The organism is Candidatus Limousia pullorum, from assembly GCF_057405065.1.
This window is the reverse complement of the sequence record NZ_CM171614.1, coordinates 1,564,491-1,590,521: the sequence shown is the minus strand read 5'-3', so window position 1 is coordinate 1,590,521 and position 26,031 is coordinate 1,564,491. Positions and strand designations below refer to the sequence as shown.

The following is a 26,031-nucleotide window of genomic DNA, read 5'->3' as shown; positions in this document are numbered from 1 at the left end:
TCACCTCCATTCAAAGCTCTGTTGGGTGGAAATAAAGTAACGCACCGCATACCGGATAAAGTCCAGCACTGTGGTTTCGTCCAGACGGATGGTTAAAAATCCAAAGCACAGGGTCGCTGCCGCCGGTATCATAAATCCCAGCTGGGTCAGCGACAGCACGGAAAGCAGTGCGCACACACATAAAATTGTAAAGTCCCGAAGCCCCCACAGCCACAGGTTGGCCGTGGCCTTCAGGTTCTGCGGGTAAATGTAGGTGATCAATTATATCCCTCCCATCGTAAGTCCCTGCCGTTCTTGCTCCTCCGGCAGGGCGTCTTCATTTGCAGTCGAAAAGACCTGGCCGCTGCCTGCGACCTCTACTTCAAACCCGTGGGCGCAGAGGGCTCCGGCCGTCCTGCTGATTTCATCGTCTGTTTTTCCGATATCCTGCAGCCTGTCCACCAGGATCCTCGTGATCCCGCGGCTTTTGCAGTAACCGGTCATGTTCTCCAGTTCAACCCCGCACCGGCCCATGGGTACGGAGATGCTGAGGCTCCCTTCCGGCTCATACCCGTGTCCCTCGCAGTACGCCCGCAGCCGCTTATGCTTCTCTACGATCTGTTCTGCGGAAAGTCTGCCCCTGTTTTCATAGAGGTAGACCGGCTCGTCGCCGAAGGCGCTTTCGCAAAACTCCCGCGGCGTCTGGTTGTATTCCCTTTGCATGGTTTCGGCAATCATCTCCTTGATGAGCTTTGCCTCCCCCTCAGTGGGCTCATAATCGAACCATTGGTTTGGCTGGCCGTCATCCGCATCGATCTCGCATTCGATGCGGAGCGTGTCTTCATAGGGATTGTATTTGCCGTACAGGTTCAGCCATGCGCTGTCGTTACCGTTTAGCTGCGTCCCGAACTTTTTGTCCACATCGAACCATGTCTCGATATATACCGTGATTTCCTGCCCAATGTCGCAGTCCACCTCCATCTCGCGGTCGATGGCAATATCATGGCGCTCCAGCTCCTTGTTTTCTTTCATGCTGTATCCCTTCCTTGCATAGAATAATGATCCCCCGGCAAAGCCGGGGGTATTTCATAGCCGGGTATAACCCTTTGTTCCCAGCCACGTGTCACGTCACGTTGGTACGATCTGACATTTGCATATTTTGTTACTTGCTACTCGTAAACGAGTTTTAGAAATTAGGCATCGTCAGTTGTTCTCCTGCCTTATCTTCTTCTAACTGATGCTTTATATATTCCTCTATTTTCTTTGCATTTTTTCCAGCTGTATCTACATAATATCCTCTACACCAAAATTCTCTATTTCTGTATTTGTACTTTAATTCCGGAAACTTTTCGTATATCATTAAACTACTTTTTCCCTTTAAGTATCCCATAAAACTTGATATTGATACTTTCGGCGGTATCTCTACCAACATATGTACATGATCTGGGCATACTTCTGCTTCTATTATTTTTATTTTTTTCCACTCACATAATTGCCTTAATATTTTTCCTACTTCTATTCTTTTTTCTTTATAGAACACTTTTCTTCTATACTTCGGCGCAAACACTATATGATATTTGCAATTCCATTTCTTATGTGATAAAATGTTCATGTCATTCATTTGAATGTCCTCCTTTTGTTGTCCTTGCAGCTGCCAGACCGCAAGCTTATTTTACAACAAAAGGAGTTTTATTTTCTACATCACCGGCTGTCGCCTTCTTTTGAACCACTCGCCTAGCGAGTGGTTTTCTATATACAAAAAGGACGCCGAATGTTCAGCGTCCTCATTATAAAATGTTCTGTTGTTACAGTCCCATTGTCGGCTGTCCCGGCTCCTGCTCCAAACCGGTGACCAAATCGAACGCCGGGGCGAGGATCAGTTCGTATCTTGCACGGATATAGTGCTTATAGAATGCCCTTTGCAGGTCGGACAGATAAGGCGCCGTTCCGATGAATGCATCTACTGCGCCCATATCAACTCGCGGGACGATTCTCTTTACCGCTTCGTTGCAGCCCTCGTATTCCGCCGCCATCAGGAAGTCCCGGTAGTTGATTTTCCTGTCGCTTTGCTTTATAGCGGAGGTGGGATACTGATAAATCCTTGCATGAAGAGCGTCCTCGTTCGTGAGTACCTCGTTCATGACCCTCTCGTCAGCCTGGGGCAGCAGACAGCTTCCGCAGTCGTAAATCGGCGCAAGGCTTGCTTCCCCCGCAGCTTCATCGAACAGGAAGCCCCAATTTCCATTGTGCCGGTCAAAGTTTCCCAGCAGGGCGTCTGCAACGAACATATCCCAAAAATGCTTTTCCAGCACATCCGGCGATACATATTGCTGCTTCCCGATGGTATCGAGAATATCTTCAAGCTCTGTCCCTATACCATTTGAATCCGATTCCAGAATCGTGTTTTTGATGGAGCAGAAGTCGAAGAATCGCTTTCCGTCCGCCGTAAAGTCTTTGCAGGCGCAGATAATTTTATCCTTGCCGCCGACCTTGAATGTGCCCAGCATGGTTTCGTGCGCCCTTACGCCGAGCAGATTGAAGATGCTGCTTGCGATATGCTCGCTGAAACAGCTATTGGTGTAAGATAGCTCCGTGGGTTTATTCCTGCCGGAAGGCGGGAATTTCAGCATATACAGCGTGCCGTTATATTCCACGGCAATTTTCTTGCCGTTCGCCCCGTTGTATGCTCTGCCGGGTATGAGCCGGCAGCTTGTAAAATCGATTCCTTCAGCCACTTGTATCACTCCCTTACAGGTATTTCGCCCTCAGATAATCGGCATGTTCTTTTGTGATTGCCCCGTCGTTAATCTCTGCGATATTGACACTGCCGTAGAGCTCTCCCCACAGGCAGTCCAGCAGGGGGGATTTGTTTTTGAGTCCCTCTTTGTATGCGTCCAGGTCGTGCTGCAGATAGGCGGGCAGCCCATACTCATAGGAGCGTTCCTTTTCGGCCTGACGGATCCCTTCGACGGTCAGAAGCTCCATGGACACGCCAAGCGCCTTCGCCAGCTTATACACCGTTTCAGCAGAGCATTTTTCCAGCCTTGTCTTGCCACTGCATATATCATTGAGCGTAGCGTGAGGGATTCCTGCGTCTACGGCCAATCTGTATTTGGTCATGTTTCGCTTTTTCAGCAGATTCTCAATCGTCATTCCACTCACACCCTCTCTGCCTTTATTATATCGGTATGCCGAAATAATGTCAAGCAAGCTATGCGGGATTTAACAAAAGATCTGCATTTACTTCGCCGCCCTTGCCACGCTGCGGGTCAGGTTGACCGCCGTGGTGGTGGCGTGGACAACGCTCATCATGTTGACTCGTACCGAAGAGTCAAGCCCGAACTGTTGGGCAATCCGCGGGACTTCGTTAGCTGCCAGCATGATGCCAAGCCCCAGGAGCATATTGCCTGGGAAGGTGAGCAGTCCCAGGAATAAAAGCGTGGTCTGCATAAAAGCAGTCAGGCATATGGCGATGACCTGCTTGCACCACTGGTTAAACCCGTCCGTAAAGCCTCTGGGCACCGAGAACATATACAGCGATCCTACCGCTATCTGAATCAGCAGGATGCCGCCTCTTTTAATATTGGCAAAAAAGATCTTAATCACACAGTAGGCGAATGCGATCATACACAACAGGTTCAGTAGCCCAAATGTCGTCTGCGTTGCCACAGCGAAACTGCCTTCCAGGACGCTGGTACTGGTCCCGGCAAGCCCGGCGCTTTGCTGGCCTGCCAATATCTGCGTCAGATCCCCGGACAGGGTATTCTGTAGGCTGATGCAGAACTTATACAGCTGCACAGGTACGACGCCGATCAGGGAACAGGCGAAGAACCCCTTGAGGATGTTGATGGCGGTCGTCTTGATGTTGGCTCGTCCATTTTGGTATTCTATCGCCACATCGAATATGGCAACCACCACGCCGGCTACGAACAGTGCCCAGCCAAACAAGGTAAACAAATGTACCGTTGCGTCCACCCATTCCAGGTCGAAGATCTCCGCCCCCATATTGCCCATCATGGTGAAAAAATCCGCAACGGCATTGTAGATGATCGTATAGAACCATTGAAGAATGGTGTCGAAGATTACATTGGAGATCTGCTCGCCCAGGAAAGAAAATACGCTTCCTATGGCGTCACCGATGCCTCCAATGATGTCTCCCAACCAGTCAAACATGCGTTCTCACCTCCTATTCACAGGGAAGCCCTGCAGGATCCGCAGGGCTTCCCGTTCTTGTTATCACATGGTTATTCCGTTTTCCTTCATCGTCTGCGTCTTTATAAACTCAATCTCCTGCTCCGGCTGGGCGATAAGTTCATCCAGCCGGGAAATCAGGTTTTCCATATGCTTCTGCCAGCCGATCCAGTCCTTCTCCTCAAACCAACCGCCGTAGTATTCCCCCTTCTGGGCGTCGAGCTCTGCAAACCGTCTTCTGCAATTTAATGTGTCGGATAAATAATCCCGCAGCCATACGATAGATTCTTTATCTGCCGTAAAAGAAGTAAGGGCTGAGAACTTCCTGTCCCCCTCCGCCCATTCATCATCGTAGTCCAGCCCGTCCGGCATGTTGTCCATAACCTTCAGCATGATCTCTGCCAGTGCCATCGGGCTGGTATGAGACGGCCCGTCTTTCGGGTTGTCCGGCCGGTTCCAATCATCCTGCTGCAGTTCTTCGAGCACCCGCTGCACCTGCAGCTTTCCGTCCTCCGGCAGATTATTCCGTATAAAATCCACCGCATCCAATCCAGCGTCCGACTCAAAGGCCGTAATGCCCCAGCAGCCCATAACATTTTCCTCCCGTCATCACAGGATAGTCCAGATGTACAGCGGCGCCGTCAGGGTGAAGATTAAGCACGCGAACAGGATGCAGGGTGCGGCGAATTCGAACTGGCCGTGCTTGCGGTAATCAAAATACGCAGTGCCCACTTTGACAAAAAACAGGATGGCCAGGACCATGTCCACCACGGGGAATACCACGTTGTTCACTACGGTCTGGATCTGCGTCTTGGCCGTGGTCCAGGTCTGCTCAATGGCGCCCGCCACATCGCCGGCCGCAAAAGCGGGCACAGCAGAAACACAAACAAGCAGCGCCATCATCATGGCGCATGCCAAAATACGAAGGGATTTCTTTTTCATAAGCAGTTTCCTCCTAATGTTTTTCGGATCTCAGAGTCACGGATCTTCCGGGTCTTTACATGCAGGTTTTTGCAAAACTGAATCTCGGCCGCCATGCCCCTAGTAATCTCATCGCCGAAGACCCACATTTCATCGCAAAACCACAAAAGGCTTAATCCGGCCGCCATACCCATTTCACGTTCCCTGGGGATGCTGTCATCCAGGCACAGCGCATAGAAATGCGGCACCACTGGCGCGGTGCCGCATTTGAGCGCATATTCGGTGTATTTCTTTACCCGTTCCAGGTTCGCCTGAACGTCACCGCCCAGGGGAGCGCAGATATACACCTTTTTCATCATTCGCCGTCATCACCCTTCTTCTTTTTGAAGTACATAATACCCACCGCCACCAGGGCGCCCAGGGCCACGCCTGCCAGGCCAATCCAAAAGCCCAGGTTGGAGGTATCGCCGGTCTGCGGCACCTCCGGTGCAGGGACTTTCTCGTTGGTCATCTCGGCCTTCACGACCTGACCGTCCTCGGTGATCTCAAACTCGTGGGGTGTGGTATCAAGGAGGTATCCATCCGGCGCAGTGAATTCCTCGTAGGTGTATTTCCCGTATCGGAGGGTGAACCGGGCGATACCATTCTCGTCCGTGTAGCCCTCCGTTACAACGTTTCCGTCCGCATCCTTGATCCGGAAGCCGGCGTTCGGCAGCAGCTTGCCGTCCGAGATGTCCTTCTTGGTCAGCTCCAGCTCGCCGGTGATGGGCTTATTCTCGATTTCACCCAGTTCGATCACAGCGCCCTCCTCGCTGACCTGCACCTCAAACAGCTCATCGCTGAGCACGTAGCCCTCCACGGCAGCGATCTCCCGCACCAGCCATACGCCGTAAGGCACATTTTCAAAGGCAAAGGAGCCATCCTCCGCAGATGCAGCCGTGAGGATCGCATTTTCCTCTGTAAACTCGATGCAATCCGCCCGAAACAAACCGAACACGGTTCCGGGAAGCGGTTCGGACGCCTCATTCACCTTTACACCGGTGATGCTGCCGCGGATAATCTTATTGAGAATGGCTTCGCCGTTGTTGATTTCGATCTTTACCACGGCTACAGTTTCGTCATCATAACTGAATGTGACCGGATAGATCTCCTCGCTGATGAGGTACTGCTCGTCCACAGCGTATTCCTTCACATAGTAGCTGCCGATGGGCAGGTCTGCCGTAAAGGTCAGTGTACCGTCGGCCTGAACGCCGGCGATCTCAATCAGGCCGTCTGCCGGGATCATACTTCCATCTGCAGCCGTCAGTTCCTCTTTGGCATAGAGGGCGAAATATATGTTGAGGATCTCATCCCCCATGCCGATCTGGAACAGCTCGTCCTTCTCCAGATCCTTGTACAGCTTGACTTCCACCTTCTGCCGCTCGTTGTACAGGCTGACGGAGGTAGAGGTAACGGCGATTTCCTGGCCCGCATAGACCAGCTCTGCCGTCAGGATCTCATCGCTCTTGACCATGCCATAGGGCGCTTTGGTCTCTACGATCTCATATTTTCCCAGATACAGCTCCTTGCTCTCTGCCGTACCGTCGGCGCTGGTGACAAGGGTCTCTACCATCTCTCCCTTGGCATAGCGCAGGGTGCCATCCGGCGTGTAAATATCCTCTGCAGCCTGTACAGTAAACTCTGCGCCTTCCAGTCCGCTCTCCGCATACACCGGGGTATAGCGGCCATCCTGTTCCGTAACAGAGGCAAAGACTTCGCCCTGCTTGTTCAGGATGATCTTGCCCTTTTGAGGCATATTGGGCTTCTCCGCAATCACGATGGTGATGCCCTCCTCGCTGACGGCGTCCTCGGCCGTAACGTCAAAGTACACCGGCTCGGAGTTTAAGACATACCCATAGGGCGCCTGGATTTCCACCAGGGAGTACCCGACGCCATAAGGCAGCATTTCCGGCGTGATGAGGTACCCCTCTTCGTTGGTCGAGAACTCTGTGTGTTTCACCACATCCGGATAGGTGGTGGTCATCTCTACAAGATTCCCGCTGGGATCGTAGATCTGGAAGACCGCCCCCGCATAGGGAATGGATTTCTCCGTCTCCGCATCCACCTTGACCGCTTTCAGGTATGCCTTGAACTCCGCATTGTTGATGAGGTACTTATAGGTCTTGCCGTGCTCGGTGATGCAGACGGTAAAGGCAGGCATCAGCTCTCTGCCGTCCCAGCCTTTCGTCTGCTCCACCACATACTCGCCGTAGGGCAAATCCTTGCTCTGGGCGAATCCGTCCTCATCGCAGACAAGGACGTCCCTCTCGTCAGGGTCGGCTTCATCGAAGCTGCCGGCAGAAGCCAGATAGATCTGAAATTCCGCACCCGCCTCCGGGGTCTCAATCTGAGTCTCGCCGTCATCTGTATGCTTGATAAGGGCCACATTGCCCTTAATGACTTCTTCGGTTACGCCCATCGCAACGGCGTTGTGTTCAATGGTAAAATTGCCGGGTTCTGCGCCGACCGGGTGAACGGCTTCATCTAGCAGATATCCCTCGCTGGGTGTGATTTCCTGAACGGTCCAGTCCGGGCCGCAGATATATTCCGCTGTGGTAAAAGAACCGCTCGCATCGGTCTCATAGGTGTCCACCAGCTCATCGCCTTTGTAGATGCCGTACACAGCTTTTTCCAGGGTAGCGTCGCCCTGCGCTTCGCCCTTCTCCGAATCGGACTTGGTCAGGGTAACCGTGAACTTCTTGAGAACATTGGAAAACTCCACCGTGGCCGTCTGTCCGCTCAAAACCGTAACGGTCTTGCTTTCCTGGGGCACATAGCGGTCAATACTCTCCTCGGTCACGGTGTACTCCCCGGGAGCCAGGTTGTCGATCTGGATTTCACCGCCTGCCCCTGTGGTAACCGTGGTATCCACGCCGTTTCCAGAGACATGGAACGGGATCCCTTCCACGACGCCGTCTTCCGAAACCTTTACAATCCTGGCAGAGCCATAGCTGACCTTGAGGTTCAGGAAACCTTTCACCGGGTCGCTCACCGTCTGGGCGTAGGTGACCATGTCCTGCGTACCGCCGTTAGGGCCGATCTTGCCGTCCGTCCAGGTGATGACGCCGCGACGGGGCGCATCCTTTTCGGCCGTGATCACCAGGGAATCACTGGGCGCCTCTGCAGCGGTGATGGTCAGGGTGTTGCCGCTGACCGCAAATTCAATGCCGCTTTCAGCAGCGAAGGAATACTCGCTCAGTACGCCGTTGCTGTCGGTCAGGCTCGCCGTGTAAGCGCCGCCGTCCCAGGTCAGCTCTACCGTCTGGGCGCTTCCAGGCGTCCGTCCCATAAAGCTGGGCAGTGCGGAATGGTTCTGCACACTGGCCTCGATACTGCTATAGTAGCTCATGATCCGGCTGTACAGCGGGTGCCCGGTGCTGACCTGTTCTACAATGGCGTTGTATCCGCCGGTGCTGACATGGCGAAATTCCGCATCGCGCTCACCGACAACCGTCTCCCAGATCAGCAGCTGGGTAGCCACTGCGTGGGCCAATGAATCGGCTCCTTCATTTTGGCTTCTCCATGATGTGGAGATATTTCCGGTGTACCCATACTGCAGGATCCTTCCGATCAGCAGCTTGATATCGTCCGGGGCAATGGTGCTGTTGTAGCTGGAAGGGTAGTTGTCCCAAAAATCCTCTCCTTTATTGGTGTACACATCGCCGGTGTACTGGCCAACGCCGACTTCTATGCAATAGCAGATTTCGCCGGTATACGAATGCATAGCCCGGACCGTGGTCTGATCCGTATCGCCGGTACTCCACCCATTCATAAATTGGAGGGCCGGGTGTCCCCATTCGCTGTGGTAGTTTGCGTCCCCGTCCCGCGGGAAGGCGATCTGATAGACCTCCGCCTGCTCGCCCGCGGCGTAGGCTGTGGTCGTGCCGATGCCGAGGATGCCGGCCAGGCACAATACCAGCGCCATCATGAGGGAAATGCCTCTTTTACATGTCAATGCTTTCATGCGCTTGATGCTCCTTATTCATAAAGTAGTAGTTTAGAACCCCTCTCCAAGGGTTTTGGGCAAACAAAAAACGCACCGGATTCCGATGCGTTTCCTGTCTGCTGTTTGGTTATTCAGGATCAGGCGTAGCCGATATACAGATCGTAGCTCCCATCGCCGCGATCCTCCGCCCACACCCATACCTGTGTGATGCTGCCGTCATTGCTGTACCGGTTCAGCCGGTTCATGATGTCCCTCTCCAGATAGATGCAGTGGCTTCCTGCCGTGATGGGGTTATCCCAGCAGTATACTGCGCCGCTGTCCAGCGCAAGCCCCACGCCCTGGGCATAGCTCTTAGCATAGGAGACCCAGTAGCCGATGTCAAACGCCGGCTCGGTTTGAGCCGGTTCCGGCTCCTGGGCAACCGGTTCTGAGGGAGCCGGCTCCGGCTTGTTCTCGGGCGCTGCCGTCTGCGCCGGGACGGTTTCCGCCGGCCTTTCCGGCTCGGAAGGCTTTGCCGGCTCCGGCTCGCGTTCCTGCCGGCTGGGCGCTTGGTTTGGATTGGCCGATGCCGGTTTCTTCCCTTCTGTCTGCTCTTGCGGGGTTTCCTTTTCTTCTTCTGCCGGTGGCTGTGTGGATGCTGTCTCCTCAACCGATTCAGGCGCCGTCTGTTCCTCCTGGCTGCTGGCCGTCTGCGCCGCTGCTTCTGTCTTTCCTATCTGCTCCGCCTGGAAGGCGGATTCATCCGAAACATCCGAAGCGCTCTGGGACTTGCCGGCGCATCCGGCCAGATTTGCCAGGAGTATGCCGCAGAGGAGTACGGATAGGATTCTCTTTTTCATGGATTTCACCGTCCTTTCAACACAACAATACCAGCAATATTAAAAAAGTCTACCCCCAATCAGAAATTTCTACAAAAAGCTACATGCTCTGCTCCATCCCCTGGTCTGCCTCCTCGGAGACCTCCTCGCCTTCATCCTGCTCCTGGCCCTCTTCCAGCTTCTGTTCATAGGCTTCTAACACCTTGTCATACAGCTCGGTTCGGGCCTGTGCGGTGATGGGGTGGAACACATCGCTGTACCTGGTCTCTCCATTTTCCGTCGTGTAGCTGTTCTGGGGCATGGAGACAAACAGCCCCTTTTGCGAATCAACAACCCGGATACCGTGGATGGCATAGGCCCCAGCGATGTTGGCGCTGGCAAAGGCCCGGGTCGAACTCGCCGCGGAATCCAGCATCTTGTCGATCCGCACGGATATGCGCGGGGTATGCTGCTCCTGAGATTTGGGAGCAGCCTTAGCTGTAGTATTTTTCTTGGTTGCCATTGTGATTTACCTCCCTTTTTTATGGTTCCATGACTATGCCGTCAGTCTCTGTCTCCTCCGGCATGTTCCATTCTCCAAGTCGTTCGGCCGCCCACTGGGGCAAATGTTCCTCTTTCAGGATACCGAGAAAGTCCTGACGGTTGAAATGGGTCTCCTCGCCGTCCTTCAAAAACCTCCCGTACACCTTCCGCCCTCGGGCATTCGGCGCACAGCCAAAGCCGCTCTCCGCCAGGAACAGCTGATCGTCCGGCGTTTTATACCGATCCTTGAGGACGCTGCCCTTGAGCGCCAACACCTTGCCGGCATAGTCCAGTTGGCCGTCCGTCTCGGATTCGCAGCGGGAGCGGTCGAACAGGCCCAAAGCATCCCATGCCGCCCGTACCTGATCCGTCAGCTCATCGACCAGTCCCGGATTATGCCGGACGCAGTAATCCCGACGCAGGCTTTCATCTGGAGGGCGGATCCCCAATGCCCAATAGGCATTGCTCCTGGTATATTCCGGAGAGATCCGGTCCTCCTGGATGGTGGCCGCCAGCACCCACATGGTGCGGTCAAAACCAAATCGCTCCAGAAGGGGCGCGGCAGAATCCGGTTTTAGGCCGCCGCTCTCTTCCGCCTCATCCAGCGCTTCTTCCATAGCTCTGGCACAGGCGCAGTTCTCGTCATAGCTGACCTTCCAAGATTCCAGTTCATTTTGGTGGACAGCGTCTTTGATGGACCAGCGGTAAAAGGGAACATGTTCAGTCATCTTTCACGCTCCTTTGCTTTTCTGCCCAGAGTACGGAGAGATGGACAAGGGCAGCATGCTGCTCGGCGTCAGAGAGCCCGTCCAGGAACTCCAGCAGGGTCATCTCCTTGTCATTTGCGGCAGTCAGCGGGCTGTTACAGTTATCGCAGATCTTCTCCCGCCGCACCAGGACAGCTTTTCCATCCTCCGTTTCTGAAAAGGACAGCAGGTCATTTTGCGCAAAGCCAACCCGCATCCGCATCTCAATGGGGATGGTGATCCGCCCGCGCTTCCCCAGGATCCGATACATCGTGGCCAACTACTCCACCTCGCTTTCTTCGCACCTTTCGCAGCAGGGGCAGTCCTCGCAGTCGCCGTCGCAGTCCACCTCGTTCAGAGGGCAGGTGTCGCAGTTGCCATTGCAAACAAAGTCTTCGGCTTCCTGGAGGACTCGGATCATGAGACAGCCGTCCTCTACTGCAATCCCATAGACCGTGTCCTCGGCCACATTGCCGTCTTTATCCTGTTTCGCTCCAATGGCCAACAGCGCTTCCCTGGGGATGCCCAGGGCCACATATTCGCCGGAAGCAAATGGTTCCAGCCATTTCAAAGCTTCTTCCACACCTCCGGACGAATCCATCATCTTTTGATCTTGCATGATATGATGCACTCCTTTAATATTTTATCGATTTCGCCCGGTTGCATACCGCCGCCCGCCTCGAACAGCGTCATCTGCCTGGGCTTGTCCCTCTCCCGTCCGTACAGGTCATAGTTGCCTACCAAAAGCTCCGGGAACTCCTTGCCGGCCTCGTATTTCTGCACCATGCTGTGGATGCGTGAAAAACCGAACTGGTTGAAATCGCCGTACAGCTCCCGGATTTCCGGGCAGTCATTATATGAGATGAGCCACTGGCCCTGCGCCTCGGAGAGCGCCCGATGCAGCCGCAGATGGTCCTCCCAGGTAAAGCCGCAGTCGTACACATACTCGCTGGTATAATACGGCGGGTCGAGATAAAAGAAGGAGTCCGGCCGGTCATAGTGCTTGATCAGCACCTCAAAATCCTGGTTTTCTATGACTGTTTCTGCCATTCGGACGCCGAGCTGGGTGATGAGCGTAAAGAGGCTGGCAATGTTAAAGGGCTGGCAGGCAAAGGATTTGCCGCCGCTGGAATAGCTGTAGCGGATGAGCTTTAGGAACATGACCGCCCTTCGCAGGTCATAGTCCTCCCGGCTGGCCCGGTACAGCTCCCGGATCTCCCTGGCCTCGGGCGGTGGAAGCATGATTTCGGTCAGCTCCAGTTCCTGCTGTAAAAACTCATCGGTGAATTCTTCCTTATCGAAGAACCGCCGTAACACCAAAAAATCGTCTCGCGCATTGAGATTCAGGAATCCCAGGGTGCGGATGAACTCCATCGGCCGGTCCCGCATACAGCGGAACAGGTTGACCAGGTTGCGGTTGTAGTCGTTGTACACCTCAAACTTGTCCGGCTGCTCCTTTCCCAGCAGTACGGCGCCGGATCCGCCGAAGGGCTCGATGTACCGGTTGTACTGCCGTGGGAACAGGGCGTACAGAATATTCAGGATGGGCGTTTTGTTGCCCATCCAGCTTACAGGGGTCTTGATATTCACACCTCCTTCGAGACGGGAATCAACCGCCCTGCAAACAAAAAAAGCCGGATACCAATCGTTATGCAGTGCGATTGATATCCGGTCATGGTTTACTTGTCTGCTGCGTTAGGGGTTGCCTCCGCAGGGTTTGCGGCGCTTAATCCGCAAACAGCACAGCGCCGCGATACCGCCGCTTATCAGCAGGCCGGCGAGCAGCTTTGCTTTTCCGTTCATTCCATCACCATCCCTTCTTCTTTATTCTCCACCTGCTCCATACGGGAACGGAGCTGATGATAGAGGCGTTCTGCGGGGTGTTCCCCGTCCGAATGTCTTAGGCTGTGCACATGATCGAACAGATCGCCGGACAAAAACGCCGCATCCGGTTCGCTGAGGCAAAGGAAAATGGGATAATCCGTCCTTTGCATGTCAAACGCTTCTGGATGCTGCCTGTATTCTTCATATTTCAGGCTGCTTAGTTCTTCGTAAAATTGGCCAAAGCCTTCTCCGTCTGCGCGGCTCGGATCTTCCTGGATAAATGCGTACCATTGCCGGCATGCCTCGTCGAGTATGGGGTATTTCCTCTCGAATTCGTATTTAGAAACTATGCTCATATTGTTCTCCTTCCTCAGCCGCTGGCAGGTAGGCTGTCTGGTAAGCGTCCTCTCCGAGGGATTTCAAAATCTGGTTGAACCCCTCCTCGTCATAACAGCTTCGCACCCCTAAGTCCGCGCAGAGGTCACGGTAATATTCTAGTTCCATTTCATCCCGGTCCATGATGATGCTCTCATTTAATGCCAACCATGCTTTCCCTTTGTCCCAGGAAACACACAGGGAAGTGGGGAACCCACCCGTCTGATCGCATTGGAAATCCGGCGAGATGTGGATATCCAGAGGGCCTAGGAGCCTGTTCATCGCCTCATACTCGGTCAGGATGCAGTTTTCTTCGTAATATGGACCAGCGCAGCTGGTTTGGTTAAATGCCTCATAGGGCGAAAACGCCGCCAGCACCGAGTCTTCCCCGTCCGCATAGGCGCCGCAGTTCAGGGCACCATCTGCAATCGCCAGGGCCAGCGTCTCCCGCAGCGCATCCTCAGTCACACCGGCGGGCGCCTGTACCTCTGCTTTCAGCCAGATCCGGCTGTCAAACACCTCGGTGGAGAACCCAAGCCCCTTCGGCAGATCCCTGATCCCCTGAATCTCACGGGCAAGGCGCTGTACCTCCGCCTGCGCAATTTCTCCAAACGCCTCCGTATCCTCCATTTCATCGTACTCCCAATCCTCCAGATCCTCATGTTTCAGATCCTCCGGTGCGATGCCATGATACCGGCGAAACTGGATGGGGCAATAGAAAATTCGTCTCATAGCTGCATGTCCATCCCTTCCTCCATCTGGTTATCCTCAAAAGGGGCTGTGATATCTATCTCCCCGCCAAGGCGGTTATCCACATAATCCGAAAGCCACATGCCTTCCAGATTAAGATTCCGGAGCCGCCAGATGGCCAGTTTCCCGACATCCAGCTTGACAGCATCGTCAAAAAGGAACAGCAGGTTCTGCCGGCTCTCGTGCTGGAACACATAAATCCGCTCAAAGCGCGTCCCCTCTAAGAGGATGCCGTCGTCTGCCAACATACCGTTGACGCCGTCCTGCCACTCCTGCAGGTCTCCGCCGCAGCCCTGCAAAACAAGCCCTTCCTTTCTGGTTCCCCTCATCTCCCGAAGCGTGTGTATATCCATTCTCTCAATACTCATAGCTGCATGCCCTCCATCGTCTGTTCTTCAGCTTCTTCCGCCTGTCCGGTCTCCATAAACTCTCGCGGCGTCAGGCCGTACCCGAGAAAGTTCGGCGAGGTATCGTCGGTAAAGGACAGATGTCCCTGTTCCCGAAAATCCAGCAGCTCCCGCAGCAGTATGGTTCCACCGTGGTTTTCTCCGACCTTTGGCTCAATGGAAATGAACTGCCCTTTTTCATCGCTGTAGCGCAGGTCATAGGCATACAGCCCCTCCGGGATCTCCTCCGGCAGGAGCCTGCCATTACAGAACAGCGCCCTGCGGCCCAGCACCTCGATCACATCCAGCTTCTCATCAGTGAGCGCCTGGGTCTTCAGCTTCTTTGCTTCCGGTTCCTCCCGCAAGACCGGCTCGTACAGAGAGTGCCCGCGGGCCGAGATGACGCCGTATTCCGTATCCGTTGCGCCGAGGCGCCCAAGGAGCTGTTCCCCTTCCTTCTGCGCTGGCAACATGTCCAGCCACCTCCCATCAAAACGGGTATCCAGATAGTGTTGCAGATAGTTCTTAAAAAATGCCGCCGGCGCATTCGTATAATAGGACAGCTCGTACTCCTGCAGGTGCTCTGCGATGTCCAGTGCCTCCCGGATGCCCTGCGGTTTCTCCGCCGTCAGCGCCGCCTTAAAGGTCACCTGCACCATATCCGACATCTCCGCAATGTGTGCCGCCAGCTTGTTCAGGGTATCGAATTCCAGCATATCCCCAAACATCTCCGAGGTGATCTGGGGAATCGCAGATTCAAAGCCATAGTATACGCAGTCCTCGATACAGTCTTCATTGTGCGCCCGGGCCAGCCGGTCCGCTTCCGTCCTGTCTGCGGGCAGGGTCAGCCACTGGGTCGAGCCCGCCGTTTCATCCGGGCTGTTTACAGGCGCCTCTGCGACCTGCAGCCGGAACACGTACTCCTCCTCCGCTTCTTCATCCGGCAGCGTCACGCCATCGTAGATCTCCGGCCGTTCATAGGAGCCGGCTACCACATAGCTGTCATCTATAAATATGCCGTTATCCACTCCCCGCTGCAGTTGACCGAGCCGCCGTTTATCCAGCAGATACAGGGCGTTTTCCGGGATACTGGCCACATCGTCATGCAGGTCGTTTTCGATCACGAACGCTCCCAGCTGCTCGTCTGTCCGGATACCGGCCACGACTATGACGTCCTCCAGGTCATAGGTGCTGTTGATCAGATCCCGCATGCTCACCAGTTCGCCTTCCGGATCCTGGGGGATCATCTGCCGCCCTACCGCCCGAAAGACCAGCTTCTCATGCTCCGTCAGCCGGTCCAGCCGCTTGGCAAAAAAGTTTAATTCATCCAATGTGGGGCTATCCAGCCGGACGCTGACAAACTCCGGAAGCAGGGGGCAGCTCACCACCGTAATATCCTGATAGGCGTCCGCCCGATCCGCAGCCCTCGTCTTCTGTAATGCGTCGCGGATCTCATGCGCTGCCTGCGGCAGCGCCAGGTCCGCATAAAAATACCCGTCCCTGCCTGGATATTCGCGGACGAGTTCCACTGTCAATTGTTTTGCCATATTCTCCTGTCCCTTCTTTCCTTACAGCTCCATCGCCGGAGTGATGTCCGTCTCGGGTTCTTTCGTTCTCATTCGGAAATGGTTTGGTTCAAACAAGTCCTGCTGAATATGGGTGATCTGTTGGCTGAGCAGTTCTTCGGCGCCGACTTCGCACGCTCCGATCCTAACCGAAGCCAGGCTTCCGTCCAGCAGCTGGCCGCCCATCTCCGCTGTCAGCTGAAGCTGTCCGTCCGGAGTTTGGATATCTGCTGTGCATCCGGGACACTCCATAAGAAATCCCCGGATCGTTCCACTCAGTTCTTCCGCCTCAGCTCGTCGAACAGCTGCTTCCTGTAAGGCGCTGCAGACCAGCGATTCAAAGTTCTTTGTATCCATGCAGAGCGCCCGAAACCTACGTCCAAACTCCTCCAGCAGGGATAAATCCTCCGCATAGCAGAAGAAGCCGCTCGCCTCGCAGTCAAAACCGATCTTGCCGATATTTTCATCCGTTTCAAAGGCTTTTTTGAACACGTCTTCCCACTCATAGCCGCTGCCATGGGTATACAGCCCGTTTTCCATGACCGGCTCGCCGTTCCTCTCTGCATACCGGTTGAACGCCTCCTGCCCGAAATCCCTGTATTCTTGCGGGACAAAGGACAGTGCCAGGCACAAACTGAATTCGCCGCTGTCATGGTCCACGAGGTAGAAGGGTGCATTATCCCGGTTGAAGGCTTCGATCCTGTTTTTTATATCCATCCTGCTTACCGCCTTTTCCTGATGTTGGATTGCTCATTTTCCATTTCAATCGTTCGGTTCCTTTCATTTTGACGCCGCCGCACGAAGCGCCTGGGCGATCCCCTGCAGGACATACTCCACGCAGGGGATCGCAACGCTGTTGCCCAGCGCCCGGTACCGGGCGGAATCCGCCGCGCCTTCAATGTCCGTCCAGCCGTCCGGGAAGCCCTGGAGCCGCTCGCATTCCAGAGGCGTCAGCCGGCGGATGAGCTGCCCATTTCGTAAAGGATGGATGGAGTTGAGGGAGCTTCCTGTCGTCCCCTGCTGGAGCGTCCCGCACAGATCCCCATTCTCTTTTCCGTTGCGGCAGTCCAGGCCGGCCACATCCATCACCAGATCTGTGGCGTCCTTGTACTGCCGGGCGCTCTCGGTGGAGGTCACTTGATTTTCCTCAAAGAGATCCACTCTCTGACGGCTGTACACCGCATGGCGATCCGTGGCCGTCAGCGTATATGCGATATTCTCCTGACACCCAAGCCCGTTGCCGCCGTTCTGCGGCTGGCGGTCAATGCTGTTGCCCGTAATGCAATACGTGCTTTCCTGTTCCACCAATGGGATGTTATTCCCTCCGGTTCCATATCGCGCCGACATGGTTGGCGATACCTTGTGAGGTCCGGTATATCGGCTGTCGATGCCGTGATTTTCATACACCAGCGGTTGATGCCCATGCTCCTGTGCCCGAAGAGTACCGGTTTTGTCCACTGTACATGCCATGGTTTTTCCACCCTGGTCGTTCAGGCACAGGACGCTCGGCACCATGTTGGTACCGCTCTCCGATGCCTTGAGCGTAGGGGCGCATTCCTCCTGGTATCCAATCCCTCCGGCCTTTGCCCCCTGACCTGCAGAAAACGCCGCCGCATGGGGCAAACCGTCAGGTTCCTGCCTTTTGCCTCCCTCCGCAATAAAGGTCTGCTGCTTCATTCCCGGACGGGCGCCCAACGCACCGGCCAGGTCATGCAGGTCCCGCGCCTCATCCCGCTGGTTGACGGCAAAAGCGCTGGGGGAAATGATCCCATTGCGGCCGGTAGACATTCCGCAGTTTGTACCCAGTGTGGAAGTCACAGAGCCTGTTAGGTCTCCGTTATACCCGTCAAAACCTTCCGGGACCGCTCCGTCCGCTCGGGCGACGAATGACTGCATAGGCTCATCCCTCTGGTTTATACGGCACGGCTCCAGCGGCGTGGGCTGTTCATCGGAAGGCCACAGGTCCGCTTGTATCTCCAGTGCCTGTCTCAGCTTTTCCGGCAGCTGCTTTCCCCTTTCCCTGGCGCGGCGCAGGATGCCGAGGCAGGCGGTTTTACTTAAATAATATTTCTTCTGCGGTGCTGCCTCCAAAATCTGCGACAAGGAAGATTCTTTTTCTTCTCTGGGCGACACCCCAGTATTGAGCATCGAGGCATCGCCACGCCAGGGAGAAAGCGTCTCCCAGAAGAATTCGCCCAGCAGATTCCCAGCGCCCGGCGTCAGGTCGAGGGACTGATACGCCGCATACTTTAATTTGGACGATTTCTTCCAGGACGCACCGGAAGTCTTCGCCCTTGGGTTCTCCACTGGAGAAGGCGCCGGGCACATTTTCCCAAACGAAGTATCGAGGTCGAATAAGGTAAGCTGTCCGCCCTCGCTTGATTTCTGCATCTCTCATCTCCTTTGTGATGCGGATCTGTTCCATAAACAGGCCGGAACGCTCTCCGGCAAGGCCGGCCCTGGCCCCGGCCACGGACAGGTCCTGGCAGGGTGAGCCGCCGCAGATGATATGCACCGGAGGCAGCTTTGCCCCGTCCAGCTGTGTAATATCTCCCACATGGACCATTTCAGGGAACCGCAGCTTTGTCACCTCTATGGGGAACGCTTCGATTTCACTGGCCCACACCGGAATGATCCCGTTGCGCACTGCCGCCAGAGGGAAGCCTCCGATCCCGTCGAACAGGCTTCCCATGGTCAACGCCTCTTCTGTTTTCTTCACATTGAAACATCACCTCCCAATAAAAAATACCGCTATGCGTTCCATAGCGGCGTCCATCTCAGCGCTTCTGTTTTACATTCCCAATTCCGGCCCGTTTTCCTCCTCCATCGCTGGGTTCTCCTCTGCGTCACGGGCCATATCCTGCCCTTCGGCATAGTCCCAGCACCATTCGCCGGAGCCGATAGGGTACAGGATTTTGATCTCGCCGTCGATTTGATAGGGCTTCCCCTCATATTCATAGGCCATGCCCAGCTCATGGTCATCTACCACAAAGCTGTTCCGTTCCCTATCATATACGATCTTTGCCTGCTGGCCGCCCAGGTACTTTGCGCACACCTTTTCCGCCGTGTCTTTTTCAAAAAGCGGCTGCACCCATCCGTTCCAGGTCTTACCCGTGGTATATCCCTCAAAGCACCCATCCTCTTCAACGATGCAGAAAATCCCTTTCTGCAGAGGCACGCACTCCTGCACGAGCTCCTCCTGTGTCAGCTTCCGGAAGGAATCCACACCGGGGATCAGCGCAAGGCCACGGCCATTGTCCCACTGAATGTGGATTTGCGACTGGTCATCGACGAACCGAACTGTACCTCTCATTCCAGCGCGTACTGGATCACGGGGATCGTCCATATGGTTCAACAAAATGCGCGTACCCGGCGGATAGGCTTTTCTGGTCGGCTCGGCCAGCCGCCGATTGCGTTCCCACTCGTTCATGACCTTTCTCTCCTACAGATTGGGCGCCATGTCGGCCGATGCTGTCTGCTCTGGCGTGAACAACCGGACATACTCACCGGCTGCCTTTCCCAGCTCTTCCTTTTCCGTATATCCCGGCGCACCGTACCATTCCGGCTTCTCCCGGTAAATCCAGATATGCGGGGTGAAAGCCCCCGCCGTCGAGCCTTTCTGCGCTGCAAAGTAGTCCTTAAATTCCAGGATTGTGGCGTCGATCTGACCTTCCGCCTTGTTCATGGCCGTCAGCTTCAGCGCTTCGTATTTTTCGTGCGTGCCGCGGGTGATGAGCTCGGCCTTGATCCGGGTTCCATCCACCAGCGGCACAAAACAGGCTCTGCCGACATATTTAGCATCCTGGAACTCGGGCTGATTTCCCAGGATCCATTTCAATTGCTGTTGGAAAAAATTCATTTTGTCCGATCTCCTTGTATAATAAATTTAGGTTGATAAGGGAGCCTATCTCCCAAAATCAACTGTATAATTATTCAACATAATGTTGTATAATTGTAGTTATTAGATAGAGGATGTCGTATTCTCCTTGGGGAGCCAAAAGCTACTCCGTACTGGAAAGACTGACACCTCTTTCTGATAAACAGATTACGAATAAGTTGGATGTTGACGGCTGATTGCCGTACTTCGAATATAGAACAAGGCAGTAACGTTTATCAGATAAGAGGAACTATCTAAAATCTGTTTATTTAGGTGAATGTTATGCTTTATCTCGGAATTGATATCGGCAAAAATACTCATGTTGCTTCTCTTATTGATGAAACGGCAAAACCATTATTCAAAGCATTCTCGTTTTCAAACACAACCGAAGGCGCAAACAGCCTGATTGAAAAATTATCAGTACATATCAATAATCAATCAGAAGTTGAAATAGGAATGGAGGCTACCGGTCATTATTGGCTTTCGATTTACTCATTTCTTGTTGAAAACGGATTTGTTGTTCATGTCGTTAATCCTATTCAAACTGACGGCTGGCGAAAAGGGACTGAAATCAGAAAGCGTAAAACAGATTTCATCGATTCTGTTCTCATTGCTGATTTGATACGCTACGGTGATTTTGTTGAAACCTCACTGTCAGATGAAGACACAATGTCACTGCGTAATCTGTCACGCTTTCGCACTTATCTTGTTTCGTCCATTTCAGACTTGAAGCGCAAGGTAATCTGTGTTCTTGACCAGGTGTTCCCAGAATATCACACTGCTTTTTCAGATGTTTTCGGCGAAACCTCTAAAGAACTTCTTTCGCACTTTCAGACTGCGGATGATTTTGAAAACATCTCTTCTGAACAGCTTGAAAACGTGCTCAAAAAGGTCTCTTTTAAGGGTTTTGCCAAAAACAAAATCACTCAGATTTCAGAGCTCGCAGCAAGTTCTTTCGGACTGAAGTTCTGTCAGGATAGCTTCTCTTTACAGCTTCGGCTTTTAATTGAGCAGATTAAATTTATTGACGCTCAGGTATGTGATGTGGAAGCAGAAATCAAAGTTATCCTTGATAAAATTAATTCTCCTATTATGACTGTACCGGGTGTAGGCAATATTAACGCCGCTGTTATTTTAGGAGAGATCGGTGATATCTCTCGCTTTTCAAACGCTTCCAAGCTTGCTGCTTATGCAGGTATAGACGCTTCTGTCAGCCAATCCGGTGAATACCAATCCACCAATAACAAAATGAGTAAGCGTGGCTCTCCCTATTTGCGCAAAGCTCTGTTTCAGGCTGCCTTGATTGCAGCCTTTCATGATCCGGTTTTCTCGGCTTTTTATCAAAAAAAGCGATCCGAGGGCAAGCATCATCTTACTGCTGTTGGTGCTGTTGCCAGAAAGCTTTGTAACACCATTTTTGCTGTTTTAAAATACAATACCGCTTACGTCCCTCAATTTAAATAATCTTTTTATACCCACTTATCCATCGACTTGGACTTTTTGTTCAGGTCTTTTTGTCTTGCATATTTTTTCATCCCTTATTCGTTATTTTTTTATTTTTCCTATTGACTTTTTATAGTTGGTCTTTCCGAGGTATTTCTCATGTCAGGGGAAGAGGGAAGCGCATCTTTCACATCCTGCCCATCTCCATGCCGCCATCCTCTATGTTCTGAGCTGTTTCCCTGTTCTCCGCAAACATTACCTGGTGCAGCTGCTCATTTACATCCTTCCAGTATTTCATGTCCCGCGCCATCAGCACATAGCCGCTGTTCGCGACCATAACCTCCACACCGTCCTGTGACCGGATCGACAGCTCGCCATCCTCCCGATGGCGCATCACGCACTCCGCCAGCGCCGCAGGATCGTTGGATACGGTTTCCGTCCGCAGTTTATGGCCGGATACCCAATTCACAGTCAGTTCCGGGAACTGCCGGATATCGATCTCGTCCACTTTTTTTCTTTCTGCCTGTCGCTGCATCAGATTCTGACGAATCATGGCGTCTATATATTTCTCCATCTAAATTCCTCCGATCTGCGGCCCCTGCCGGGCATTTTCAACGCATGCATCCAGCTCTTCCTCTGAACAGAGGAAATAATCATCGCCGCTGTACCAGAAGGAGACGTACAGGTCGCTGTCCTCGGTATCGATGGGCTGCTGTTCAAAGTGCTCGCCATATCCATCGCTGCACTGGCCGGAAATCCATTTTCGGAAGATCTCCTCCTCCGCTTCGGTCAGATGCTCCTTAAACCGGCACTCGATCTTTCCGTACAGCTGCCCCCTGTATCCCTCCACATTCCAAACAGCGGAAACCAACTTTGCCTTGACGCCGGCGTCATCATGAAAAAATTGCGCCATGGCGGCCTCCGGGGCTGCCTGGTCTTCTTCCAGCTTCTCCTGGATCGCCCAGGCATAGTCACGCAGGAACCGGTTGTCCGCATCGCATAAATCCTCATACTCGCCATCGTCTACACTGCCGCGCAGAGGGCAGAAATAAGAGCGCCGCACCGATCCCAGGGCATATGTCATCTCCCGCACATCATCGATCAGCTCCTGGAAGCTGGCGTACTGGCCGTGCAGAAGATTTTCTTCCAGCTGGGGCCTGATTTCAGGATCTGTATTTTCCATTACAAAGGCGGTGGTATTCACCTCCGCCAGGGTATTGTCCTCAGAAAACAGCAGGGTCAACCGTTTGCCCACATCGTCCTCCGCATACAGCTTCACCCGGATCGCCCCGTCTTCCTCGTCTGCGATGGGAATATTGGAAGGGCTGTGCCGGATACCCACTGAGCGGAGCTTCTCATACAGGGCATAGATTCCCTGTGGGAAATCCACCAGCAGCGTACCGCTGTCAGCCTCGATCACGGCTCTGACCTTTGCCATATCACATCCCTCCCATGTTCAGATCGTTCATTTGCCTCTTTGGCATATACAGCTCCGCAATATCCTCCATGTGCGGGTAAAAGGGCGGCCCGTCTTCCAGTTTGCTTGCCGCCAGGTACCCTTCAATCTGCTCTACGCCGCCACCCGCCTGGAGGATCTGTGCGGCATGGCCCATTTCACCGGGGTACAGGCAGCAGGGGCGCAGGGACAATGCCGCAAGCTCCCTGGCTATGTCGTCCCCATATTCTCCCCGAATCTGGAGCAGGCCGGCAAGGATAGTTTCCAGCCACCGATTGACGCCGGTCTCCGGATCCGGCGTTTCCTCCAGATCCGGGTATTGTCCAGCCTCCACGCACTCTTTGGCAAAGGCAGCCCATCCTTCTGTGATATTACTGGGCGAATCGCATTGTATAACAGCGGTCATCATGCCCCGAAACTGTTCCTGTGTAATACCCCTTCCCGCAACAGCGGCTTGGCAGGCATATCCAATGTACCAGGCCGCCATATTTCGCATATTGCTCCTTATCCCGCGTTCGGCCCGGCTTTCACTGACCAGGGATCTCATTCGCCCATCATAAGCGGGAGCCATCAAAGTGCCGGACACACAGCTGGAGCGCCCATACGAAAATGCCACCCGTTCTCCCTTCGTCATATTTGCATCCCTCCCATCTGCTGCTCCACACCTTCTGACTGCTCCAGCCCCATCTCCTTTTGCAGTTCGGACAGGATATCTTCCTTACTGCCTCGTTCAGAGCCGCCCCAATTGGTATAGGCATCCAGATTATCGAGCCTTTCCGGGATGGTGCTGAAGCTGATTTCTCCTTCTTCCTGATAGGGGAAAAGGATGCGCAGGGTATCCGGCGCCATCTGCGCCATGAGATCCTCCGGCCGGCCGTGTACCTTACTGCCGTCTCGGGCGATCTCCTGTACCACCGCAACCGGCAGGTCCGCCGTCCAGAGAGAGTAATCGTCCACCCCATGGCAGGCAACGGCGCAAACCGGCGTCAGCCGCTGCCCGTCAATCTTGCCCATGACCCCCTCAAGCAGCCGTGCCTGTTCCGGCGAGATATCCGACAGGATTTCCAGTTCCAGCGCATTGATCACTGCGTCTGTTTCCTCGCTGGTTAAAAACAATGGTGTTTCGCTGCGCTCAAAATATATACCTCTGCCGTTTAGCAGGAGCGAGCATTCCCCTGCGATCCGGTGCATCCGCAGGAAAGCGTCCCCGCTTTCTTCCAGAGTCTTGCCGGTGGCAAATGGGATAAATTTGCGGCTGCCATCCTCATTCCTGCACACCAGGCTGATGTCCAGATAAATGCCCTCGCTGGCTCCATAATTGGGGACGCAGAGGGCATGATCGAAGTTCGGGAGTTCTCCCTTAAGCTGGGTTTCGTACTCTCCGTCAAACAGGAAATACTCATCCGGCAGCAGGCCGGTGGCCTCCAGATGCTTCTTCAGCTTTTCAAATGTCTCCCTGGCATCCGCCATGCCAATATGCCGGACCCGGCGCTGCTCATCCGGTTCGCTCCATCGATCCAGGTTAAAAGACCGTATTCTCGCCATATTTGCATTCCTCCTACTGTTTTATTCATAATGTGGGGCCTTCCATCCCATTGGGTGCCAAATCATCCCGCCAGTTGTTCTTGCATGCCTGGAAGTTTGCCGTTAGCTGCTCCGCCGTAAGGAATGTATCCGCCTCTTGATTGCATGATTCAAAGCCGTCCCGGTTCAGCTCAAACCAACAGTGATCCCTTTCCGAATCAAATTCATCGAATTTGCGCTCCGGCAATCCCACCTGGCTGGGGATAAAGTATTCCCCCATATCGCAGCACTCCAGGATCTGATCGATCTGGCTGTCGGTCAGCTCCCCATGGATGACACACATGTTGTGGACCTTATAATTATCTGAATCCCGGTACAGATAGCAGATTCTTGTGTTCATGCTATTCCTCCTTCCCGATTTCCAGTGCCCGGAGGCCGTATCTGCGGACGGCCATGGCATTGCAGATGAGCCTAAACAGCTCCGTTGGGATCAGCTTCGCATCGCCCAGGTCGTCAATGGTCAGGTGTTTGGTGCCAAGGTACAGATCCTTCGCCGCACAGTACAAGGTATATGCGCTCTCCGTACAGCCTGGAACGCAGAATGGCTCAAAGAGAAGCGTCCCTCCTGGATGCCTTTTCTCGACTATGCGCCTCAACCGCGGATCCGCTGTCAGCAGGTAAAGTGCGGACAGCAGTCCATAATCCCTTTGTCCCACCCTTTCAATCGCCGTCCAAAAGGCCGCCTGATGCCGCCCATCTTTGAATATCATAGGGTTTCCCTCGCTTTCCTTTAGGTATTGGTTCAGCCGCATCCGAAAGGATTGGAATGGAATATGAGCAGCCATTTGTCCCATTCTTTCTTCATAGGATGCCGGCGGTGGCTTTGTATCCATAATCCGAATGCCGATGACGCCGCAGCCCCTTGGCCTGTAATGGGGCGTATGCTGCATAAACCGCTCATACTCCCGTAAACGTTCGTCATCCATAAAATACATGGCCTGGCTCCTTTCCTGAAAACGGAAAAGGCCCAGGCTTTTGTTTTACTATCAAAAGCCTGGGCCTATCTCGTTGGTTACATATTACATATTTAGTTGTAGGTTATCCCCCTGCTCGAAGGATGGCGGCGCTTCTTCCAGCTGCGGGTATCCAAACTGCAGTTTTTCCGTCAGTGCATTTAACTCCTGTTCCTGCTCCCATGTGAGTGTCATACAGTTGTTTCTGGTAAAATCAACACAGCGATACAGGCTGGCGGCTTCTTCCGGAGTAAACAGCCGGCATCTGTCCACCAGCCCCGCCCTTATGGCGAAGGCCTCCTTGACATACTCATAATTGGGGGAGTAGTCCCCGTTGGTAACCCTGCTGCGATCCCCGTTCTGCGTCCATGTAGTAAACATGAACCCGTGCTGTTCGCTGTACATGCCGGCCATGACCGTATCGCCGCATTCTGCCATTCTTCGGTATCCCTCAACCTCGGGAATCCCCATGGACGGTGAATTTTCGTATTGTCCCACATACGCACGGATTAGCTTTGCCTGCTCGCCGATTTGAGAAAGAACCGCTTTTTCCTCCTCTGTGCGGATTTTCTCCGATTCCCAGCTGAGATAGCCTTTCTTGTCCTGACAGCACAAGCCTGTCCCGCCCGACGAAATGACCAGCAATCCCTTTTCCT

32 protein-coding genes and 1 pseudogene are annotated in these 26,031 nt (G+C 53.8%); 1 reads left to right on the top strand and 32 read right to left on the bottom strand.

What is annotated here, in order from left to right; translation table 11 throughout:
* From CGICJO_RS07175 to CGICJO_RS07055, 25 genes and pseudogenes are all read right to left on the bottom strand, one after another.
* On the bottom strand, window positions 1-261 hold the full coding sequence (locus CGICJO_RS07175) for a hypothetical protein (RefSeq protein ID WP_486498369.1): 261 nt from the start codon (window positions 259-261) through the stop codon (window positions 1-3).
* Window positions 262-1,011, bottom strand: a complete 750-nt coding sequence (locus CGICJO_RS07170; protein WP_486498368.1) for a hypothetical protein — start codon at window positions 1,009-1,011, stop codon at window positions 262-264.
* Window positions 1,012-1,165: 154 nt separating this feature from the next.
* Entirely contained in the window at window positions 1,166-1,600 is a 435-nt protein-coding gene (tnpA, locus tag CGICJO_RS07165) for an IS200/IS605 family transposase (RefSeq protein WP_486498367.1), read from the bottom strand.
* Between the two features lie 184 nt (window positions 1,601-1,784).
* Window positions 1,785-2,633 carry a HipA domain-containing protein gene (locus tag CGICJO_RS07160; RefSeq protein WP_486500009.1) on the bottom strand — a complete coding sequence of 283 codons (849 nt, stop codon included), beginning with the start codon at window positions 2,631-2,633 and terminating at the stop codon, window positions 1,785-1,787.
* Window positions 2,634-2,727: 94 nt separating this feature from the next.
* Entirely contained in the window at window positions 2,728-3,132 is a 405-nt protein-coding gene (locus CGICJO_RS07155) for a helix-turn-helix transcriptional regulator (RefSeq protein ID WP_486498366.1), read from the bottom strand.
* 87 nt (window positions 3,133-3,219) lie between these two features.
* Window positions 3,220-4,152 (bottom strand): conjugal transfer protein TrbL family protein, encoded by a 933-nt coding sequence (locus CGICJO_RS07150; protein WP_486498365.1) that lies wholly within the window; start codon window positions 4,150-4,152, stop codon window positions 3,220-3,222.
* Window positions 4,153-4,215: 63 nt separating this feature from the next.
* A complete protein-coding gene (locus tag CGICJO_RS07145; RefSeq protein WP_486498364.1) occupies window positions 4,216-4,761 on the bottom strand; it encodes a hypothetical protein in 546 nt (181 codons plus the stop codon).
* Between the two features lie 18 nt (window positions 4,762-4,779).
* Window positions 4,780-5,112 carry a DUF3852 domain-containing protein gene (locus CGICJO_RS07140; protein ID WP_486498363.1) on the bottom strand — a complete coding sequence of 111 codons (333 nt, stop codon included), beginning with the start codon at window positions 5,110-5,112 and terminating at the stop codon, window positions 4,780-4,782.
* Entirely contained in the window at window positions 5,109-5,450 is a 342-nt protein-coding gene (locus CGICJO_RS07135; protein WP_486498362.1) for a DUF7768 domain-containing protein, read from the bottom strand. Before CGICJO_RS07135 ends, CGICJO_RS07140 begins: the two co-directional genes overlap by 4 nt.
* Window positions 5,447-9,094 (bottom strand): SpaA isopeptide-forming pilin-related protein, encoded by a 3,648-nt coding sequence (locus CGICJO_RS07130; protein WP_486498361.1) that lies wholly within the window; start codon window positions 9,092-9,094, stop codon window positions 5,447-5,449. Before CGICJO_RS07130 ends, CGICJO_RS07135 begins: the two co-directional genes overlap by 4 nt.
* Window positions 9,095-9,213: 119 nt before the next feature.
* Window positions 9,214-9,915, bottom strand: a complete 702-nt coding sequence (locus tag CGICJO_RS07125) for a prolipoprotein diacylglyceryl transferase (protein WP_486498360.1) — start codon at window positions 9,913-9,915, stop codon at window positions 9,214-9,216.
* Between the two features lie 79 nt (window positions 9,916-9,994).
* Complete coding sequence (locus CGICJO_RS07120) at window positions 9,995-10,396, bottom strand: SpoVG family protein (protein ID WP_486498359.1); 402 nt, start codon at window positions 10,394-10,396, stop codon at window positions 9,995-9,997.
* Window positions 10,397-10,415: 19 nt separating this feature from the next.
* Window positions 10,416-11,144 carry a DUF3849 domain-containing protein gene (locus CGICJO_RS07115; RefSeq protein WP_486498358.1) on the bottom strand — a complete coding sequence of 243 codons (729 nt, stop codon included), beginning with the start codon at window positions 11,142-11,144 and terminating at the stop codon, window positions 10,416-10,418.
* The gene (locus CGICJO_RS07110) at window positions 11,137-11,433 is read right to left on the bottom strand and encodes an AbrB/MazE/SpoVT family DNA-binding domain-containing protein (protein WP_417043089.1); all 297 of its coding nucleotides are present in this window, start codon (window positions 11,431-11,433) and stop codon (window positions 11,137-11,139) included. Before CGICJO_RS07110 ends, CGICJO_RS07115 begins: the two co-directional genes overlap by 8 nt.
* 9 nt (window positions 11,434-11,442) lie before the next feature.
* Complete coding sequence (locus tag CGICJO_RS07105) at window positions 11,443-11,583, bottom strand: hypothetical protein (protein ID WP_486498357.1); 141 nt, start codon at window positions 11,581-11,583, stop codon at window positions 11,443-11,445.
* 179 nt (window positions 11,584-11,762) lie between these two features.
* A complete protein-coding gene (locus CGICJO_RS07100; RefSeq protein ID WP_486498356.1) occupies window positions 11,763-12,752 on the bottom strand; it encodes a DNA adenine methylase in 990 nt (329 codons plus the stop codon).
* Between the two features lie 209 nt (window positions 12,753-12,961).
* Window positions 12,962-13,342 carry a hypothetical protein gene (locus CGICJO_RS07095; RefSeq protein ID WP_486498355.1) on the bottom strand — a complete coding sequence of 127 codons (381 nt, stop codon included), beginning with the start codon at window positions 13,340-13,342 and terminating at the stop codon, window positions 12,962-12,964.
* Window positions 13,326-14,093, bottom strand: coding sequence for a hypothetical protein (locus CGICJO_RS07090; protein ID WP_486498354.1), 768 nt, complete (start codon window positions 14,091-14,093; stop codon window positions 13,326-13,328). Before CGICJO_RS07090 ends, CGICJO_RS07095 begins: the two co-directional genes overlap by 17 nt.
* Window positions 14,090-14,479 (bottom strand): hypothetical protein, encoded by a 390-nt coding sequence (locus tag CGICJO_RS07085; RefSeq protein WP_486498353.1) that lies wholly within the window; start codon window positions 14,477-14,479, stop codon window positions 14,090-14,092. The genes CGICJO_RS07090 and CGICJO_RS07085 overlap by 4 nt, the downstream gene beginning before the upstream one ends.
* Window positions 14,476-16,044, bottom strand: a complete 1,569-nt coding sequence (locus CGICJO_RS07080; protein WP_486498352.1) for an LPD28 domain-containing protein — start codon at window positions 16,042-16,044, stop codon at window positions 14,476-14,478. The genes CGICJO_RS07085 and CGICJO_RS07080 overlap by 4 nt, the downstream gene beginning before the upstream one ends.
* A 21-nt stretch (window positions 16,045-16,065) precedes the next feature.
* A complete protein-coding gene (locus CGICJO_RS07075) occupies window positions 16,066-16,779 on the bottom strand; it encodes an Imm51 family immunity protein (protein ID WP_486498351.1) in 714 nt (237 codons plus the stop codon).
* A gap of 63 nt (window positions 16,780-16,842) precedes the next feature.
* Entirely contained in the window at window positions 16,843-18,453 is a 1,611-nt protein-coding gene (locus CGICJO_RS07070) for a DNA cytosine methyltransferase (protein ID WP_486498350.1), read from the bottom strand.
* Window positions 18,428-18,754, bottom strand: a pseudogene (locus CGICJO_RS07065) (DNA cytosine methyltransferase); the annotation flags it as partial. The gene CGICJO_RS07070 and the pseudogene CGICJO_RS07065, both read right to left, overlap by 26 nt.
* 99 nt (window positions 18,755-18,853) lie before the next feature.
* Window positions 18,854-19,492 carry a DUF4314 domain-containing protein gene (locus tag CGICJO_RS07060; RefSeq protein ID WP_486498349.1) on the bottom strand — a complete coding sequence of 213 codons (639 nt, stop codon included), beginning with the start codon at window positions 19,490-19,492 and terminating at the stop codon, window positions 18,854-18,856.
* Window positions 19,493-19,504: 12 nt separating this feature from the next.
* Window positions 19,505-19,921: a hypothetical protein gene (locus CGICJO_RS07055; protein ID WP_486498348.1), complete on the bottom strand. Its 417-nt coding sequence runs from the start codon at window positions 19,919-19,921 to the stop codon at window positions 19,505-19,507.
* 300 nt (window positions 19,922-20,221) lie between these two features.
* Here CGICJO_RS07055 and CGICJO_RS07050 point away from each other — a divergent pair, with 300 nt between their 5' ends.
* Complete coding sequence (locus tag CGICJO_RS07050) at window positions 20,222-21,403, top strand: IS110 family RNA-guided transposase (RefSeq protein WP_087376648.1); 1,182 nt, start codon at window positions 20,222-20,224, stop codon at window positions 21,401-21,403.
* A 166-nt stretch (window positions 21,404-21,569) separates the two neighbouring features.
* On the opposite strand, the gene CGICJO_RS07045 is transcribed toward CGICJO_RS07050, so the two are convergent.
* The 7 genes from CGICJO_RS07045 to CGICJO_RS07015 form a co-directional block, all read right to left on the bottom strand.
* Window positions 21,570-21,956 carry a hypothetical protein gene (locus tag CGICJO_RS07045; protein ID WP_486498347.1) on the bottom strand — a complete coding sequence of 129 codons (387 nt, stop codon included), beginning with the start codon at window positions 21,954-21,956 and terminating at the stop codon, window positions 21,570-21,572.
* On the bottom strand, window positions 21,957-22,820 hold the full coding sequence (locus tag CGICJO_RS07040) for a hypothetical protein (RefSeq protein WP_486498346.1): 864 nt from the start codon (window positions 22,818-22,820) through the stop codon (window positions 21,957-21,959). It abuts the gene before it with no gap.
* Window position 22,821: 1 nt separating this feature from the next.
* Entirely contained in the window at window positions 22,822-23,472 is a 651-nt protein-coding gene (locus CGICJO_RS07035; RefSeq protein WP_486498345.1) for a hypothetical protein, read from the bottom strand.
* Window positions 23,469-24,383, bottom strand: a complete 915-nt coding sequence (locus tag CGICJO_RS07030) for a hypothetical protein (RefSeq protein ID WP_486498344.1) — start codon at window positions 24,381-24,383, stop codon at window positions 23,469-23,471. Before CGICJO_RS07030 ends, CGICJO_RS07035 begins: the two co-directional genes overlap by 4 nt.
* A 25-nt stretch (window positions 24,384-24,408) precedes the next feature.
* Window positions 24,409-24,762 carry a hypothetical protein gene (locus CGICJO_RS07025; RefSeq protein ID WP_087379647.1) on the bottom strand — a complete coding sequence of 118 codons (354 nt, stop codon included), beginning with the start codon at window positions 24,760-24,762 and terminating at the stop codon, window positions 24,409-24,411.
* A gap of 1 nt (window position 24,763) precedes the next feature.
* Complete coding sequence (locus CGICJO_RS07020) at window positions 24,764-25,348, bottom strand: hypothetical protein (RefSeq protein ID WP_486498343.1); 585 nt, start codon at window positions 25,346-25,348, stop codon at window positions 24,764-24,766.
* 93 nt (window positions 25,349-25,441) lie between these two features.
* On the bottom strand, window positions 25,442-25,990 hold the full coding sequence (locus CGICJO_RS07015) for a hypothetical protein (protein WP_143256414.1): 549 nt from the start codon (window positions 25,988-25,990) through the stop codon (window positions 25,442-25,444).
* Window positions 25,991-26,031: the final 41 nt, after the last annotated feature.